Source organism: Brevibacillus sp. NRRL NRS-603 (genome assembly GCF_003013445.1).
Taxonomy (GTDB): Bacteria; Bacillota; Bacilli; order Brevibacillales; family Brevibacillaceae; genus Brevibacillus; species Brevibacillus formosus.
Window position 1 is genome coordinate 777,886 of record NZ_PXZN01000012.1, and the last position, 17,385, is coordinate 795,270.

Below are 17,385 nucleotides of genomic sequence, written 5' to 3' on the forward strand. Positions count from 1 at the left end.
ATTGGAGCCGTGTAAGCTGCGGCTCTTTTTTACTTATAGAGAACATTACCGAAGCATGAAATGTTTAGTACACCGTCTTGCCTCCTTTCCACAATTACCGTTTTGTTAAACACTTCCATTTTTTTGCTTTAGTGATACAATTTTAAAAAACTGAAATCGCGGGTGATTTTTTGATTACTTTACTCAAAGCCTTTAGGTTTTCATTTGTCATACACTTTCTTTTCTTTTGGGCCTACTTTACATGGGACTTGTATGAACAGAATCAAATGTACCAAGAAATTTTTCAAATTATGCAAAAGGAATTAACTGAGAATTCAGGTTCAGGGTTTTCAATAGCCTATGAGTCTACAAACTCGTATGAAACCTTGTTCTGGTACGGATGCGTAACATTCCCTCTTTTAATGGCTGCCTATGTCTTTTATAAGAAGAAAGTTCTAAAAAAGTAACTACTTTGTATAATTTCCTTTCAATCTCTAGATGATAAAAAATAAAGGAGGTTTTTCTTTTTGACGCCACCGAATAATGATCCGAAACCATGTCCGCCTAATTGTGACTTACCAGATCCAGTTATCCCGCCACCCGGTGAAGTTCCTCAACCTACTCCCCCGCCTTGGGAACCGCCTATTCTCGATCCCAATCCGCCTACACCTGTGCCACAACCCCCGGTTGATCCTCCTACCATTCCACCCCTTGAACCAGAGGAAAATTAAAGGCTGTAAAATCACCCCCTCCTTATAGAAGGGGATTTTTTCTTCGGTAGTTTTTCGAAGTACTTAATACACATTTTGTTAAATGCCCAGCAGCGTGAAGAATGTTTGCTGTCCGACCTGTTCAGCTGCAACCGGGTTAATCCAAACAACCTCGGTTCTCGACTTGCCCCGGTCCGCATATCCCCGAACTTCTTCACGTCTCCAATGCTTGAGACGGTCATCGTAAAGCGCGTGAGCGTAACCTGATAGCATTACCGGTCCTGGATGCAAGTCCAATGAGTCAAGTAATTCAATGTGGTCCTCGTTGGTCATTTCGTGCCGATACATCAGTTTTACTTCTGGTCGATAAAATATAGGGAGGATCCGCGTAGATGAATACTTCCGGATAGCGGTATCGCTCCATTACCTTCAATGCTGGCTGATTTTCAATTTGGACGTCCTTTAGTCTGCTAGATACTTCAAGAATTTCGTCAGGCAGCTCCGACCACTGCTTCGGCCATATTTTGTGCGGGGCCTTATAGATCTGAACATTACTTCTCCATCCGGTCCGGTCACTTGTCTTAGCTCCTATAGCCTGCCATGTCCTAATCAAGAAGCGCCGCGCCCGTGCTAGTTTATTTTCTGTAGGTTCATAGGACAGGTAATATTCTTCTCTGGAGTATGGAGTCCATCGCACTAAATGTGCCAATTCTTCGGGACGTTCCCGTATCACCTCAAACAGGTTGGTCACATCTCCGTCGAGATCGTTAATCGTTTCAAGTTTTGATTGAGCCTTGTTGAAGAGTCCAGCACCGGATCCGAAGAATGGTTCCAGGTATGTTTCGTGCTCTGGCATATGTTCTATGATCCAGCCAGCCAAGCTCCATTTGCTACCAGGGTAGTGCAAAATCCTTGGTACTTTCACCGTTCTCTCCCCCCATTTAACAAATCGTGTGTTTTGCAAAATTTGGATCTTTTGCTAAAATACCAATCATAAAATCCCGTCCTGGAGGGCTTATGAACACTGAAGAATTGAAGCAGTTTATTAAAACTCACCGAGTCATTGAACAAACAATCGATGGATTTTGGAATTACATTAACAATTGGAAAACTGATAACCGTGATTCATTTTTAAACGCCTTTGATGGAATTGATCCTGCCTCTTTAGAAGTCAGTGTGAAAAAGATATCACTTACCATCAACTATCTTTTTGAAGATGAATACGTTCAGTCTTATGCCAGTATCCATCACAATGGCACTGAGGTAGCTGTATATCACTATCTGATTTCATTCAATGGAGAGTGCATTGATGACGTTCTAAGTTGGGAAGTCTTAAATTAGCTTTTTTCTATTCAAAATTACCGTTGTGTTAAGCTGTTTCCCCATTCCTGCTATAATCACAGTAAGGTGGTGAAAAATGATGTATCCCAATCAAAGTCAAAATATAATTCGGATTGTAAAAGAAACTAGTGGAATGCCAAAAAAGGATAAGGACATCATTTTCGAGCTATTGGATCACAATGAATGGGGCGTTGCCATTGGAGGCAACTGATTCATTTAATTCAATAACGAATAAGTTAAAGTCGGTCCTTATTTATGCTAATGTATTTTGACTGACAAATTTTGAGGTGAAACTATTGATTTATGCTAAAGTAAAAAACATTATTGATCGATGGGACCCGATTGGGTTAGTTGGTATAGATCCCGAACACGATCATTACCGATTTGAAATAAATGAGATAATTAAACTTCTTCAATCTAACTACAGCACCCCTGAAGAGTTGGCCAAAACTGTAGAAAGCATTTTCATCGAATACTTCGATGACGAAATTTATAATCGTCCGTTCGCTGAATGTCTGAATGTCACTCGCATTCTAGTTACAATCAATAGCGATTAACAATTAACGACTGTCTTTTGAGTGCTGTATCTACCTTTTCCCTCCATTCTCTGAATACACAATTTGTTAAATTTTAAATATCAAGGTATCATTGAATCACTCTTCACTTTTGGATGGTGAGCTCATGACTGTGAACAAATACACTTTTGCCCCTGCTGTGGCTATAAAACACTCGATTTCGAAGGAGAATTCGACATCTGCCCTATCTGTTTTTGGGAAGATGACTATTATCAATTTATGAACCCGGCCTCCGACCGTGGCGCTAATAGAATGTCTCTAAGAGAGGCCCAGAAAAATTTCATCCTTCTTGGAGCCTGTGATGATGATGGCCGTCAATATGTTAGAACCCCCACATCTGCTGATGAAAAGACCTTTGGACTGAGTAATTTTATATATTGAGCATTATGTTTAACTGACCAATGGGTTATTTCCACTTCATAAGTACCATCCGTCTCATTCTCAATAATCTCGAATTTATATGCTCCGAAAGTGGCTAACCATTTTCTCCCCATCGTTTCACCTCTTCTCACGTTAAGCGCCTTCGTATAGTGATTCCAGGTCAACTAAAACCATTTGTCGTTCTTGCCTTTGATGCGTTCCTCATAGAACAATCCGAGCCCTGTTGCATCTTCCAGCCAAGGTCTTTTCCTGTAGGTCATACATCCACTGCTGCTGCATCGCTTCTGCCAGTTCCGATCATCTCCATACATCCGTGAAATTCGTTCATTCATCCGCTGAGATTCCATGACTGCTTCGAAAAGCTGCATGCGTGCTTTAACTGTGAACGTTACTTCCCCATAGCAGAGGACCTTACCATTTCTCATTCGACCTGCCCGGTTGCGCGGGTCTTTGTACATTGAAATAATTAGCTCGCGCAGCTCAACGTATGGCTCAAACCACGGCTTTTTCTTGGCTGTTTCCATCGTGCTCTTGTCAATCGTCACCACTGGGCAAATCACACAGCCAAAACGCGCCCCACATGCCTCTGCAGTCTCTCCCTTACCTGCCTTCCGATTTGACAGCCCACACTCTCCTGTAGCGTCCTTGTATATCTGGCTGATTTCCTCCACGTCGCCCCAAGGTGTCTTTTTCTCTGCCAAGTAGCCCCAGACGTCCTCTACGATGTTTACTATTTTTGAAGTTGGCCGGACAGGTAGAAGTTGCAAATGCTTTCGAAAAAATTCTCAATGACCAGATGTAAACGAAAAGAATAAAAAGGCTGTTCATATGCTGATGGAAATGGATGACAACGACGAAAGCCTAGATCGTGTAATCGGAATATTAAATGCCTAGAAATAAAAACGGCCAATCTCAACGGGGAGATCGGTCGTTCTTTCTTTTATCTAGATTTTCTTGCGAAACAATGTCCTCGATATTTTGGAGAGCTTCACTATGGTCCTCTTTCAATAGATTATGTAACATCCCTACCAGTTATGGAGTCCATTTTGTTGACTTAACAGTGATCACGCACTTCTCTTCCTTGAATCAAACGTAAGTTCTTATTTCTTGTTTGAACATCTTGTATATTTTGCAGCTGTTTCCAGTCTTATAAAAAATAACGATAGGCTTATGTGCCTACCGTTATTTTATACCAGTCAAATTCTTTTTTCTGTAAAGTGCAACAACCTTTTCTCTATAATTTGTAAGTCACTTTGCATTGCTGGTTTAGATTTACTAACCGTCAGGGGGACCGCCAAGTGGAGAAACTACCCACTTTTGGGGTTCGAAAACTCCTGGCTGAATCACTTTTGTTTCACCGATTGGAGCTATCCCCCAGCCATCTGGTGGCCCGGCAAGAGATAGATCGTTTGCTGAGAATAAACCGATTAATAATGCAAGACTCGGGATGAAGATAAGCTTTTTCTTCATGAACTAAACCTCCTTTAACGTGATACCTACATTCTAAATAACAATAATGCTCTTTCTAGGACAAAATTCTTAGTAAGCAACAATTCATCTTTCAAATGACTTTTCTCAAGCTCCTGCAAAATACTATCGACTTCTCTTGTTACATACTCCCCAGTCTCAACAGCCACGCCTTTAGCATCACTTTGTTACGACTACGATCTGAATCTTGTTCTACCTAGAGACGATGGTAATTTCGTCCCTAAATCATCTCTCTTTAACGCTTTCTCACGTACACTTAAACGATTGAACATCCCCTCTATCCCTATTCACTCTCTCAGACACACTCACGCAGTGCTGTTATTAGAAACTGGAACTGATATGAAATACATCCAAGAACGTTTAGGCCACGGTAGCATCCAGATCACCTCGGATGTATATGCACACATCTCAAAGAAAATTGAATTAGACAACATGGACAAGTTTGAAAGCTACATGGAAAGTGTGTACTCAGAAAAAACAGTGGGCAAATCGTGGGCAAAAATGTTAAACCTCTTAAAAAATCAAATTTGCCCACCAAATAGAAAAAACCCCTCGCACCTACAGGCACAAGGGGTTTCGCTTATTAATAAGCAGTCATGTATTGCTCGCGCTCCCAATCGTGAACGCGTGTTCTAAACATATCCCACTCAATTTCTTTCGCTTCAATAAAGTGTACCAATGCATGCTCGCCCAATGCTTCGCAAATCACTGGATCTGCTTTCAGGCACTCGATTGCTTCCTTCAAAGTAGCAGGCAAGTTCTCGATTCCGTTTGCTTCGCGGTCTTGCTCGGTCATCACGTAGATATTGCGATCGATAGCAGGTGGTGGTGTAAGCTTGTTTTTGATTCCGTCCAAGCCCGCTTTCAGCATAACTGCCAACGCCAAGTATGGGTTCGTTGCAGGGTCTGGGCTACGTACTTCAATACGCGTGCTCAAGCCTCTGGAAGCAGGGATACGGATCAATGGAGAGCGGTTTTTCGCAGACCAAGCTACGTAGCAAGGAGCCTCGTAACCAGGAACCAAACGCTTGTAGGAGTTTACGAGCGGGTTCGTGATCGCAGTAAAGCTGCGCGCATGCTGCAAAATACCTGCCAGGTAATGCTTCGCTGTTTGGCTCAGTCCCATTACATCGGACTCGTCATAGAAAGCATTTTCTTTACCACGGAACAGCGATTGGTTCGCGTGCATACCAGAACCAGCTACACCGTACAGCGGTTTTGGCATGAAGGTCGCATGCAGACCATGCTTTTGCGCGATGGTTTTAACAACCAATTTGAACGTCAAAATTTGGTCAGCTGCTTGGAGTGCATTTGCATACTTGAAGTCGATTTCGTGTTGACCAGGAGCTACCTCGTGGTGAGATGCTTCCACTTCAAAACCCATTTTTTCCAGCGTCAATACGATATCACGGCGGCAGTTCTCACCGGAGTCGAGTGGAGCAAAGTCGAAGTATCCGCCTTGGTCGTTCAGATCCAGCGTAGGCTCACCCTTTGCGTCCAGCTTGAACAGGAAAAACTCAGGCTCTGGACCTACGTTGAAAGCTGTGAAGCCCATTTCTTCGGCTTCTTTCAAGGCACGCTTCAGGATGTAGCGCGGGTCTCCTTCGAATGGAGAGCCATCTGGCATGTGGATATCACAGATCAGACGTGCAATTTTACCAAATTCATTGCCCCACGGGAATACTACCCATGTATCCAGATCAGGTACCAGGTACATGTCGGATTCCTCGATGCGAACGAAGCCTTCGATGGAAGAACCATCAAACATCATTTTGCCATCGAGTGCTTTTGGCAGCTGGGACAGCGGGATTTCTACGTTTTTAATGATCCCCATCAGGTCGGTAAACTGCAGTCGAATATACCTTACGTCCTCTTCTTTGGCCATGCGCATGATGTCTTCTCTTGTAAACTTGCTCACATTTCTCTCCTCCTGTCTCTAAATCGGCTTTCTATCTAGTGGAAGAAGCGGGAAAGCTCTCCACGTATCAATGCACCCTCGCCATGGCGAGTGGCATCGCGATACATAATCTGTTGCCTTAGGAGCTGATGCAGCTCTTTGTCGGACATGTCCTTGCGTTTCTCTTCGGACGTCGTGGTAATCTCTGTTTGTTCCATAGCAGGCTCTTGCATTTGCAGGACTTGCTTGATCCCTGCAATATTCAGTCCTTTTTCAATCAGAGCCTTAATCTCCAACAAGCGATCTACGTCGTTGAAAGAAAAGAGCCTCTGCTTCCCTTCTGTGCGGGCAGGCTGAATTAGATCGTTTTGTTCGTAATAACGGATTTGCCTCGCAGTGAGATCCGTCAGCTTCATGACGATCCCAATGGGAAAGAGGGCCATATTCCGGCGAAGGTCATCACTCATGACTTGTCCCTCCTGTTTCGTATTTCTTAGTCTTATTCTATTTTATAACAAAATTCCTGTCAATAGATGTTAGATAATATTACACAGAAAGTTATGTGCAGTTTTTTCACATAAAAAACGACACCCTCCATCATCCAGAGAATGTCGTCCATTCCTTGCGCTTTTATCCTATTCACCCGGTATTTCGAGTAAGCCTTTTTCCAGCATCCCGTTCAACGCCGTCAAAATCCCTACTTTTACGTGCGAGTACGTCAACCCACCTTGAACGAAGCCCAAGTACGGTGGACGAATCGGACCATCTGCCGAGAATTCAATGCTCGCCCCTTGAATAAACGTACCGGCTGCCATAATCACAGGGTCAGCGTATCCAGGCATTTCGCTTGGATACGGAGTGACGTGTGAATCGACTGGTGCTGCTTTCTGTATCCCTTGGCAAAACGTGATCAGTCGTTCCGCACTGCCGAATTCCACGGATTGAATCAAGTCGGTTCGCGGCTCATTCCACAGTGGATTGGTTTTGAAACCCAAACGCTCCAGCATTGCCGAAGAGAATACCGCTCCCTTTAAAGCTTCTCCTACGACGTGAGGAGCCAAGAAGAAGCCTTGGTACATCTCCAGAAGCGAGTAGAGCGATGCACCACCCTCTGCGCCAATTCCCGGTGCTGCCATCCGATACGAAGCAAGCTGAACCAAATCCTCGCGTCCCACTATATAACCGCCTGTTTTGACCAAGCCGCCGCCCGGGTTTTTGATGAGAGAACCTGCCATGATATCCGCACCTACATGCAATGGCTCTTGCTCCTCGGTAAATTCTCCGTAACAGTTGTCTACAAATACGATCAGATCAGGCTTGATTTCTTTTACAACCCGAATCATTTCTTTGATTTTCGCAATGGTGAAAGAAGGTCGATCTGCATAGCCTCGCGAACGTTGAATCCCAATGACCTTCGTCTTGGGGGTAATCGCTTGTGCGACTGCCACAAAATCAATTTCACCTTCTGCCGTCAAAGGCACGTAGCTATAACCGATGCCGTAATCCTTGAGCGAGCCTTGCCCTTCACCACGCACACCTACTACCTCTTCAAGTGTATCATACGGTTTACCCGTAATATAAAGCAGATCATCTCCTGGACGAAGGATTCCAAATAAAGAAATCGCAATCGCATGTGTACCGGAGATGATATGATTGCGCACCAAAGCCGCTTCTCCGCCAAACACTTCGGCATAAATCGATTCTAACGTTGCACGTCCAGAATCATCGTATCCATAGCCTGTGGATGTTGAAAAATGAAATTCATTAACCTCGTGCTTTTGGAAGGAACGCAGTACTTTCAATTGATTCGTATCCACCAAAGCGGAAATTTGACGATGTCTCTCTGAGATCGTCGCTTCCACCTCCATCACAAGAGGACAAAGCTTTTCTCCATGGGAAAAATATGAAAACATCTGTTACTTACCAACTCTCTTCAACAGTCTCTGGTTTATCCAGGAGGAAAGGAGCAATCCTGCCGTATATCGGATTTTCCTTGTTCACACGGACGGTGATCAAGTAGGCCGCTTCCTCTTCATTAAATTCTTGTTCCATCTCCACCCCATCCCGATGCAATAGGGAAAGAATGTCTCCCCGCTCGACAGGAACGCGCAGCTTCATTTCATTAAATGATTGCAGGGCAAATGACTCAATCCGGGTGAGCAGTTGCTTCAGGTCATCTTCCCGCATGGCAGAAATCAAAATCGATTCGTCTGCACGTGGCAAATAAGAACCTTCTGTTAGCATATCTGCCTTGTTGAAAACGACTAACTGCGGAATTTCTTCTGCTTTTAGCTCGCGCAAAATCTTGTCTACGACTTCCATGTGTACTTGGAAATCAGGATGATGACTATCCACTACATGCAGGATGAGGTCTGCTTCCTTTACACCCTCTAGCGTCGAACGGAATGCAGCGACCAGACTCGTTGGCAAATCTTGAATAAAACCAACTGTATCTGTCAATAGCACATCCAGTCCGTTCGGCAGCTCCAATTGCCTGGTCGTCGGATCCAAAGTGGCAAACAGTTTGTCTTCCTGCAGCGTGTTTGCATTCGTAAGCTTGTTGAGGATCGTCGACTTCCCAGCGTTCGTATAGCCAACCAACGCAATCTGGAATACATTGTTTTTCTTCCGACGCTCCCGATGCAATTGTCTCGTCCGAACAGTATCCTCTAATTGCTGCTTGAGTTCACTGATCCGCTTGCGGATATGACGACGGTCGCTTTCCAGCTTGGTTTCACCTGGACCACGTGTACCGATACCGCCTCCGAGACGAGACAGCTGTTTCCCTTGCCCCGCAAGCCGCGGCAGCAAGTAATTGTACTGCGCCAGCTCTACCTGGATTTTCCCTTCACGCGACTGTGCACGCCCTGCGAAAATATCCAAAATGAGCTGCGTACGGTCAATCACTTTGCAATCAAAAACTTTATCCAAATTACGAGTCTGACTCGGAGACAACTCATCGTTGAAAATGATGACGTCCACATCCAGCTCTTCAGCTCTCTGCGCGATTTCATCAATTTTTCCTGTCCCCAAATACCAGGCAGAATCAACCCGGTCCCGATTTTGCGTGATGACGTCGAGTACTTCTACACCAGCAGTATCGGCCAGCTCATGCAATTCTTCCATGGAAAGACGGGTTCTTTCTTCATCCCGGTTATCTAAATAGCAACCAACCAGTATGGCCGTTTCTTGCGTTTTGATCAGATCGTTCACCGATTCACGCCCCTTCATGACTATCATACCACATTTTGCCCAAAACGTTACGGCAGCGGGGCACGCCACCTGAAATCAACTTAAGTCATTGGTTACCTGCCGCTTTCTCTGAGAATATCTCCTTTACAAAAAGCGGAATCACTTTGCTAATCGCTTTGCGCAGCTCCTTCTCATCATATCCATCAGGCAAGGCATCCAACTCTTCCTTGAGGAGATCTTCATGAATGCGGAGATTCAAATTTTTCAGGATAACCCCCATGTCTTTTACAGCAAAGGTCTCTTCCAGTACACCTTCATCAATCAATTTGTAGAGAAACTTCTCCACGCGCGCGAGTGTCACATACTGCTCTACAAACAACACTTCTCCCGGCTTCGGCTGATTCGGATCTTTCGGTGGCTTTTGACGTTTGACTTCACTAAATACCTCCGTGACGATTTTGACATATATCTGCCTTCCAAAACGATCCCGGTAATCGGCATTTTTCACGACGATGCCCTCACCGATTTCTTCATCCCGTAGCTTGCCACCTAGCGCTGTTTTACCGACAAACGATCCGAGATGCTCTTCCCCTTGGTATTCCCCCTGATAAAAGACCGGTACGAGATGCAAGCCAAGTCGCTGCGCTTCCCTTTCCACGATAGCAAAATCTACATATTCGCAGGCAGCAGTGTCGTACATATCAAATAAAAAGAATTGCTTTTCATAATGAGGATATTTAATTTTATGCGGATTCAACCACTCTCCGAAATAAACCATGCCCGCCACGATTTCCTCTTTCGGGAGCTGTTGTGTCCATTGAAAAAAGCCATGCAGATTCTCTTCCTCATGCAATTCCATATTTCGAGAGAATGCCCGGATGCTGTTTGTTTCTTCATCGTATCGAAAGCTTGCATTCGCCCCGTCAAGCTTTTCTTGAATGATAATGTGATCTCCTTCCTTGAATACGCCTTCTGTCGTTTGATGTCCGAGACGTACGACGTCCGTATATTTCTTTTGTTCCATCTTAATCCTCCGCATGTTCGGTGAAGTCCTTTATTTTGGAAGATTATATCATATTATGGAATTCCGAATGGGAAACCTTACAGAACACAGAACGACCATCACTCTTCGCTCTCGGAGTAATGGTCGTTAATCTAACTCACTTTCATTAGCCTCATTGCTTGCACCCGGACCAATTTCTGAAGATTTATTTACTGGAAATTGTAGGAGTTAACTTCTTTTCTTTCTCCCATTTGTCCATTAATTTGGAGAATAATATTTGCTTCATTATTTACCAAACTAATCGGTATATTATCATTCCTACACACGCTAAGAGTAGTCAATCGAAACTACCAAGTGTAATTACTCAGTCCAGCACTTGCATTTTGGTCTTTAGAGACACTTAGCTCGATGTAATAGAGCGTACCTGATTCTAACCAAACATCTTTTGTTGCGCTTCTAATACCATTATAAGAATCCTCGTAATTTATACTAACCGAAGCGACTTCTTGATCAAATCCCCAGCTAACCACTTTCATGACACGGGCAGAAGCGGAAGTTACATTGTTTTCTATAGTAAGATTGATACGTCCATATTGCCCAGCACCGTTAATATTACTACTTTTGGCTGACTGCCCTTTTTTCGCATCTGCATAAGTTTGTTGAGAAGTTATATTAGCAACCTCCACTTGAGAATCAGCAGCATTTGCCTTGGAAATGTTAACCGAGAACAGTCCAACAATTCCAGTAAGTGCGAGTGTACTTGCTAATACAACCTTGCAGATTTTTGGCATAGTTACACCTCATTTTGAATTTTTTTCAAATATTACATAAGCTAGTTTACGCTATTAAATTTTAATTGTCAAAATATGGATAAAATATATTTAACCGGTCGATCAAATTGCATTTTATTAGGTTTATTGTATAATATTTACAGTTCTACAATATTTCCAAAAATTTAAGAGGGGGATTTAATTATGAACAAATTGTTTAACAAAGGTTCAATTTTCAGCCTTATGCTCATGTTCGTTCTTGTAATAGCACCAGTAGCATCAGCTGCAGAGAAAACGGTGAATTGGAATTTCTACTTCTTTGGCTCGAACCTTACATCGACTGAACAAATTTATCTGGATACTGATCGATCTGTTGAATACGGATGGACTAACAAAGATGGAGGTGACGTTAGAGTTGCTATTATAACTATAGGAGATGGCAAAGAAGTAGCGTATATGACCGCCAATGCTTATGGTGGAGGTACAATTGTTGATTTGCCTAAAGGTCATTATCTTTTACAAGTAAGTGGAAGTGCTTGGACTACATCTACTGGTACCGCATATATTAAATACTGATATTACTCTTGGGAAATTAAACAGGATAGCCGCTCAAATAGAGCGGCTTTTATTTTGCTTTTGAAATTTGCGAAGTAATTGCCGCATCAATAACTATTGTCCCCTATTTCAATATACTGAATAACTAGCACAGGTCTCCTTCCATCCCTGTTCACTGCCTACAGCTGTAGAAAGGTCAGCTAAGTAGATCTCCCCTCGTGATAACCTTGACATTCACCAACAATCAAGTAATGACTTGTCCACTTCCATCTCTTGCGTAAAAATTGGCAGGTTTTCCGATGTTCCTGAGTATACTTTCTGTATGATGGTCAAGGCAGGTGAAGCATGTGAAGCAAGCAGGACCCATTCCTCAAACTGAGGTGCTCGAATCTTCAAGTAGTAATAATCGAATTCAAGTTGTATTCAATCGGCCAGTAAGTGTTAAGCAGCTAAATACTTTACCTGAAATAGTTCGTACCACGTCGAGTTCCAATTTAACAACTGTTTTTGAAGAATTAGAAAGCCTGATTGGTTTACATGAAGCCAAGAAAACGATTTATGAAATTTATGCGCTCATCAAAATGAATAAAGCAAGGGAACGGCACGGGCTTAAAATTGAGAAGCAGGTTTTCCATATGGTTTTTAAAGGAAATCCCGGTACCGGGAAAACAACAATCGCACGCCTTTTCGGAAAGATTTTTAAGGAAATGGGTGTTTTAACGAAGGGCCATCTAACTGAAGTTGAACGTGCAGACCTCGTTGGTGAATTTATTGGGCACACGGCACAAAAAACCCGTGATCTTGTTAAGAAAGCCATGGGAGGAATACTGTTTATCGATGAGGCCTACTCATTAGCTCGTGGAGGTGAAAAAGATTTTGGAAAAGAGGCTGTAGATTGCCTTACAAAATGCCTTGAGGATTTTGGCAATGATTTCGTCTGTATAATTGCCGGGTACAATGATGAAATGGATACATTCCTTGAGTTAAATCCGGGACTGCCTTCTCGTTTTCCTGTCCACATCAACTTTGCTGATTATGAGGTAGATGAGTTGATGGAAATTGCAAATGTAATGGCAAAGAACAAGGAGTATAAAATATCTCCAGAAGCTAGTGAAAAGCTGAGAAGAAGACTGCTAACAGTAACGAATGATCCGTTTCATGTAAATTTCAGTAATGCAAGATATGTACGAAATAATATTGAAAAGGCAATACGTGTGCAAGCCGTTAGATTGCTCAAAATTCCTGACCCAACCCGTGATGATTTAATGAATTTGAAGTCTGAGGATTTTTCCATTTAGACACAATAAAATCCCTCATATCGAGGGATTCTGTATATTATTACCGAGGTAAACCTGCCCTATTTTTTCAATCTTAGCCTGTCCAAAGTGAAGCAGAGCACCACGATTCCAAGCAGTGATCCCGACAGAAACGGGACGACTTGCTGCAAAGGATGGACGAGGGGTGATATTCCTTTAACGAGGAATGCGTGTAAAAAGACCGTCACGATACCAAACAACCCCACTCCGAACCAAAACAACCATTTTTCCAAGACAGGTACTTGTCTCATGACGATCTGTCTGTTTTTTTGCGCACTTCGTGCAATGACATACAATATGGCTAAGCCGCCGAAAAGGGTACTGCCGTGCTGCAACAGCTTGTAAACGGGTACTTGATAATGACCGATCGAAATGGATTGTTGCAGGAACAAGAAGCGGTCAACCATACGACCACCGTCATGAGTGAAGGCGTCCCATGCGATATGACTCAAACTACCTATTAACGCAGAATACACAAAAACAATGGCCGCACGCAACGCAGATATTTTACTACCATTGTTTTTGTAGTTCAGACCTCGTCCTACCCACTCTGGCAAACGCGCAAGCATCGGCTTCTTGACCACGTACTGGTACAAAAACGCTAATAGGATCGCGATGGGCAAATCAACCAGCAACAATCCGAGCATCGTGTGACTATACAAACTGTATGGCTGCATCCGGAAGAAATACTCAAAATCTGGTGCCATACTGCCAAAAACGAGGGCAGAGAACGAAAACCACTTGCATTTGCGTAACGGCAGTACAATAGCCGGGTGAGAAAAAGTGAAAGGCATTTGCTTACTCCCTTTTCTTGATTAGAGCGGCAATAGATTGGCAACTACCTGCTTACCGCTTACTTGAATTCCTTTATCCTGTTTTCCGCAATGAGTCAGATCTTTGATGAGCTGCTGAATTAATCGCTTAGCTTCCTGACTTTCCTTTTTCTCCAGTTTTACGGTCAACTGCACGGCATCCCCAGATGAAAGAATTCGTTCTGCCTGTCTTTTTTTCGTATCGTAATCATGGTCTTCAATGAATGCACTTAGACGAATTTCTTTTACTTTAACGCCTTTTTCTGCTTTTCGGTTTTTGGCGTTTTCCTTGATAACCTGTTCCTTATAATTCGTCCGATTCACTAACTGACAAGGTGGCGGACTCGATTCCAAAGACAGACACACTAAATCCACTCCCTGTTCTTTTGCCATTTGTAACGCTTCTTTTGTGGGGATGATTCCGAGATCTTCCCCATTTACTCCTGTTAATTCCACGACAGCCGCTTTTATTTTTTCATTCAGGATCATCTTGATCTCACCTAACCTGTTCTTTCGATTTTCAAGGACATAATTACTTCTCCAAAGGATGCAGCGTATCCTCCCAAAGCTCGTAACTGCAAATCATTTTCATGACGAACACTAATCGTTTTTGTATAATAGGACAAGGTGTTAAGCTTACGGGCGTCTTTAACAAAATATTCATTAGCAGACTAATTAATTGGGGGTACTTTGGTGGAGTTCAGTTATGCAACCGCATTAACACATTCTGCATCTCATGTGATGAAAATGCATCGGCAAAATGTAGAATTTCTGATTCAAAAATACGACGTCTATCCTGGTCAGCCCATTCTCTTGATGCGCTTGACAGAAAAAGATGGAATGATTCAAAGAGAATTGGCCCGAAAAATCGGGGTAAAGCCCGCTACGCTTACCGTCATGATTAATCGGATGGCAAAATCGGGACTTGTTGAGCGCAGAGCAGATGAACGGGACCAACGTATCTCTCGCGTTTATCTTACCGACAAAGGTCGGATGGCTACCAAGCACGTCAAAGAAGTATTACGCGTCATTGAAGAAAACTGCTTCATCGGATTCTCAGAAGAAGAAAAAGATGTTTTGCGGGGCTTACTCGATCGCATGCACAGCAACCTCCAAGCTTTTTACTCGCAAAATACGCAGTCCACTTCTGCATTGTAAAAAGCTTCTTTTCTGGAAAAATAATGAGAAAGGTTTGACAACTTGCCGTGAATAAACTAGCAAAAGAACTTGATTCCACATCCCTTACCGGTAATAAATCACGCCGATTGTGGATGGCTGCGATTCTAGGGTCACTTTCTGCCTTTGGCCCGCTATCCTTAGATATGTATTTACCTGCCCTTCCAATGCTTGCCGATGATTTGCAAACGAGCACCTCCATGACTCAACTCAGTTTGACAGCATGCATGCTCGGCCTGTCCCTTGGTCAATTGTTCGCGGGGCCGATCAGCGACGTACGCGGTCGAAGAATTCCGTTGATTATCGGACTCATTTTGTATGCGGTCTCTTCCTTTTTGTGTGCGGTAGCACCCTCTATTTATACGTTCGTCTTGCTTCGCTTCGTACAAGGTCTTGCTGGTTCGGCTGGTATCGTTATTGCCCGCGCTACGGTTCGCGATTTGTACGCGGGGACAGAGTTGACGAAGTTTTTCGCCCTCTTGATGCTCATTAACGGGATCGCTCCGATTGCGGCACCTATCGTAGGGGGACAAATTCTGGAATTCACTACCTGGCACGGCGTGTTTGTCGTACTGGGGCTGATTGGCGCTATCATGTTCCTCGTCGTGGTGCTTGCTCTTCCAGAAACCTTGCCACAAGAGCGCCGCTCTAAGGCGGGAATCGGCAATACTCTGGCGACCTTTGGTACTTTGCTGAAGGATCGCGTTTTCATGGGTTACGCCATGGCGCAGGGACTGGTGACTGCTGCTATGTTTGCCTACATCGCCGGTTCACCCTTTGTGTTTCAAAAAATATTTGAAGTGTCTCCACAAACCTTTAGTCTGATTTTCGCGATTAATGGTGTGGGCATTATTATTGCGAGTCAAATCACAGGGAAGCTTGCCGGGAAAGTGAAAGAAACTTCCTTGTTCATTGCTGGGATTACTATTGCGGGAGTCGGTGGAATCCTTCTTCTGGCAATGATTCTCCTTCAAGCTGGCCTTATTGCTGTGCTCGTACCCCTTTTCTTTGTTGTATCTAGTGTAGGGATTGTCGGCGCAACAGGCTTTTCCCTCGCCATGCAAAATCAGAGCAAGGCGGCAGGAAGCGCATCTGCTCTACAGGGGCTACTTTCCTTTATTAGCGGTGGAATAGTCGCCCCACTTGTGGGAATCAGCGGCGAACATACCGCAGTACCAATGGGAATCATCATTGCGCTATCTACAATCGGCGCCATTGTCTGCTACGTAGTCATGGTTCGTCAGAGTTCTTCAGCGTCCTGATCAATTCTCCACTTGCAAACATACGTTCTATGTATTACAATCACTCTATGGGTAATAATAGTAAGTGGGCTTGACTAGTTGGTCATATGAAAACCAAGGGAGATGTTGACTGATGGCATTGCGTTTGATTCCTTACATCGTTTTGAATGGTACTGCAAGTGAAGCAATTAGCTTTTACGAGCAAGCTTTAGGTGCTGAAGTACTGTATAAGCAAACCTTCGGTGAAATGCCTGAAAATCCGGAGTTCCCATTACCTGAAGAAGCCAAGAATCGCATCGGACATGCTACTATTCGCGTAGGCGAAACGGAACTGATGTTTTCCGATACCTTTCCAGGACAACCGCATCAGCTTGGTGATCAAGTGACCATCTGCATCTCGACCGATGATAAAGAACAAGCTCATAAGATTTTTGATGCCCTGCAAGAAGGCGGTCAAGTGCTTATGCCTCTGCAAGAAACGTTCTTCAGCCCAGCATACGGCAATGTGAAGGACAAGTTTGGCATCACGTTCCAAATTTACACAGATAACCATTGCATGGAGTAATATCAAAGCCCTGTTCGCTTCAACGGCGACAGGGCTTTTTATTGATACTTTGTACGTTGATGGTATTTCCAACCCCGGGCGAGATCATAAAAAAAAGAACCAGGATCACATGTGATCCTGGCTGTTGGTGTTGCTTCGCTTACTGTTGGTTGTTCTCCTGAGACATGAGCGATACAGGGCGTTGCGGAGTGAAAGTGGAGATCGCATGCTTGTATACTAATTGTTGCTTGCCTTCGCTATCAATCACAATCGTGAAATTATCGAATGCTTTAATATACCCGCGCAATTGAAATCCGTTCACAAGGTAAATGGTAACCGCGATGTTTTCTTTCCGCAAATGATTCAAGAACGTATCTTGAATGTTGATCGTCTGTTTCATGTACA

The 17,385-nt window shown here is 43.7% G+C and carries 20 protein-coding genes and 2 pseudogenes; 10 read left to right on the plus strand and 12 right to left on the minus strand.

Going from position 1 to position 17,385, the window contains the following annotated elements:
- Window positions 1-506 precede the first annotated feature (506 nt).
- Window positions 507-710 carry a hypothetical protein gene (locus C7R94_RS29880; protein WP_146142793.1) on the plus strand — a complete coding sequence of 68 codons (204 nt, stop codon included), beginning with the start codon at window positions 507-509 and terminating at the stop codon, window positions 708-710.
- A gap of 78 nt (window positions 711-788) precedes the next feature.
- Here C7R94_RS29880 and C7R94_RS10720 read toward each other — a convergent pair.
- Window positions 789-1,614 (minus strand): annotated as a pseudogene (locus C7R94_RS10720) (DNA adenine methylase).
- A gap of 92 nt (window positions 1,615-1,706) precedes the next feature.
- On the opposite strand from C7R94_RS10720, the gene C7R94_RS10725 reads away from it, so the two are divergent.
- From C7R94_RS10725 to C7R94_RS10735, 3 genes are all read left to right on the plus strand, one after another.
- Window positions 1,707-2,030 carry a hypothetical protein gene (locus C7R94_RS10725; protein WP_106780837.1) on the plus strand — a complete coding sequence of 108 codons (324 nt, stop codon included), beginning with the start codon at window positions 1,707-1,709 and terminating at the stop codon, window positions 2,028-2,030.
- Window positions 2,031-2,317: 287 nt separating this feature from the next.
- Entirely contained in the window at window positions 2,318-2,587 is a 270-nt protein-coding gene (locus tag C7R94_RS30980) for a DUF1871 family protein (RefSeq protein ID WP_369834994.1), read from the plus strand.
- Window positions 2,588-2,725: 138 nt separating this feature from the next.
- Window positions 2,726-2,986, plus strand: coding sequence for a CPCC family cysteine-rich protein (locus tag C7R94_RS10735; RefSeq protein WP_106780842.1), 261 nt, complete (start codon window positions 2,726-2,728; stop codon window positions 2,984-2,986).
- 164 nt (window positions 2,987-3,150) lie between these two features.
- Here the strand turns inward: C7R94_RS10735 and C7R94_RS10740 are convergent, their stop codons facing one another.
- A complete protein-coding gene (locus C7R94_RS10740) occupies window positions 3,151-3,687 on the minus strand; it encodes an adenine nucleotide alpha hydrolase family protein (RefSeq protein WP_106780844.1) in 537 nt (178 codons plus the stop codon).
- A gap of 574 nt (window positions 3,688-4,261) precedes the next feature.
- Window positions 4,262-4,456: a hypothetical protein gene (locus C7R94_RS10745; protein ID WP_106780846.1), complete on the minus strand. Its 195-nt coding sequence runs from the start codon at window positions 4,454-4,456 to the stop codon at window positions 4,262-4,264.
- Window positions 4,457-4,642: 186 nt separating this feature from the next.
- Here C7R94_RS10745 and C7R94_RS30900 point away from each other — a divergent pair.
- Window positions 4,643-4,939, plus strand: a pseudogene (locus C7R94_RS30900) (tyrosine-type recombinase/integrase); the annotation flags it as partial.
- A 118-nt stretch (window positions 4,940-5,057) separates the two neighbouring features.
- On the opposite strand, the gene glnA reads toward C7R94_RS30900, so the two are convergent.
- The 6 genes from glnA to C7R94_RS10780 form a co-directional block, all read right to left on the minus strand.
- Window positions 5,058-6,392 (minus strand): type I glutamate--ammonia ligase, encoded by a 1,335-nt coding sequence (gene glnA / locus C7R94_RS10755; RefSeq protein ID WP_047067708.1) that lies wholly within the window; start codon window positions 6,390-6,392, stop codon window positions 5,058-5,060.
- A 35-nt stretch (window positions 6,393-6,427) separates the two neighbouring features.
- A complete protein-coding gene (locus C7R94_RS10760; RefSeq protein WP_015891641.1) occupies window positions 6,428-6,838 on the minus strand; it encodes a MerR family transcriptional regulator in 411 nt (136 codons plus the stop codon).
- 168 nt (window positions 6,839-7,006) lie between these two features.
- Window positions 7,007-8,284 (minus strand): methionine gamma-lyase family protein, encoded by a 1,278-nt coding sequence (locus tag C7R94_RS10765; protein ID WP_106780850.1) that lies wholly within the window; start codon window positions 8,282-8,284, stop codon window positions 7,007-7,009.
- A 7-nt stretch (window positions 8,285-8,291) separates the two neighbouring features.
- Complete coding sequence (gene hflX / locus C7R94_RS10770; protein ID WP_106781280.1) at window positions 8,292-9,584, minus strand: GTPase HflX; 1,293 nt, start codon at window positions 9,582-9,584, stop codon at window positions 8,292-8,294.
- Window positions 9,585-9,669: 85 nt separating this feature from the next.
- Window positions 9,670-10,587, minus strand: coding sequence for an RNA ligase family protein (locus tag C7R94_RS10775; protein WP_106780852.1), 918 nt, complete (start codon window positions 10,585-10,587; stop codon window positions 9,670-9,672).
- A gap of 326 nt (window positions 10,588-10,913) precedes the next feature.
- Window positions 10,914-11,357: a hypothetical protein gene (locus C7R94_RS10780; protein WP_106780854.1), complete on the minus strand. Its 444-nt coding sequence runs from the start codon at window positions 11,355-11,357 to the stop codon at window positions 10,914-10,916.
- A 183-nt stretch (window positions 11,358-11,540) separates the two neighbouring features.
- Between C7R94_RS10780 and C7R94_RS10785 the strand changes: the two genes are divergently transcribed.
- Both C7R94_RS10785 and C7R94_RS10790 read left to right on the plus strand, forming a co-directional pair.
- A complete protein-coding gene (locus tag C7R94_RS10785) occupies window positions 11,541-11,912 on the plus strand; it encodes a hypothetical protein (RefSeq protein WP_106780856.1) in 372 nt (123 codons plus the stop codon).
- Between the two features lie 326 nt (window positions 11,913-12,238).
- Window positions 12,239-13,189, plus strand: coding sequence for an AAA family ATPase (locus C7R94_RS10790; protein WP_106780858.1), 951 nt, complete (start codon window positions 12,239-12,241; stop codon window positions 13,187-13,189).
- Between the two features lie 59 nt (window positions 13,190-13,248).
- Here the strand turns inward: C7R94_RS10790 and C7R94_RS10795 are convergent, their stop codons facing one another.
- Window positions 13,249-14,001 carry a DUF4184 family protein gene (locus C7R94_RS10795; protein ID WP_106780861.1) on the minus strand — a complete coding sequence of 251 codons (753 nt, stop codon included), beginning with the start codon at window positions 13,999-14,001 and terminating at the stop codon, window positions 13,249-13,251.
- 21 nt (window positions 14,002-14,022) lie between these two features.
- Window positions 14,023-14,508: a translation initiation factor IF-3 gene (gene infC / locus C7R94_RS10800; RefSeq protein ID WP_106780863.1), complete on the minus strand. Its 486-nt coding sequence runs from the start codon at window positions 14,506-14,508 to the stop codon at window positions 14,023-14,025.
- Between the two features lie 201 nt (window positions 14,509-14,709).
- Here infC and C7R94_RS10805 point away from each other — a divergent pair, with 201 nt between their 5' ends.
- The 3 genes from C7R94_RS10805 to C7R94_RS10815 all read left to right on the plus strand — a co-directional run bounded on the left by C7R94_RS10805 (window position 14,710) and on the right by C7R94_RS10815 (window position 17,001).
- On the plus strand, window positions 14,710-15,177 hold the full coding sequence (locus C7R94_RS10805; RefSeq protein WP_174769370.1) for a MarR family winged helix-turn-helix transcriptional regulator: 468 nt from the start codon (window positions 14,710-14,712) through the stop codon (window positions 15,175-15,177).
- Window positions 15,178-15,224: 47 nt separating this feature from the next.
- Entirely contained in the window at window positions 15,225-16,457 is a 1,233-nt protein-coding gene (locus C7R94_RS10810; protein ID WP_106780865.1) for a multidrug effflux MFS transporter, read from the plus strand.
- Window positions 16,458-16,569: 112 nt separating this feature from the next.
- Window positions 16,570-17,001 carry a VOC family protein gene (locus C7R94_RS10815; RefSeq protein WP_106780867.1) on the plus strand — a complete coding sequence of 144 codons (432 nt, stop codon included), beginning with the start codon at window positions 16,570-16,572 and terminating at the stop codon, window positions 16,999-17,001.
- A gap of 139 nt (window positions 17,002-17,140) precedes the next feature.
- On the opposite strand, the gene hfq is transcribed toward C7R94_RS10815, so the two are convergent.
- Entirely contained in the window at window positions 17,141-17,380 is a 240-nt protein-coding gene (hfq, locus tag C7R94_RS10820) for an RNA chaperone Hfq (RefSeq protein ID WP_007719110.1), read from the minus strand.
- Window positions 17,381-17,385 lie beyond the last annotated feature (5 nt).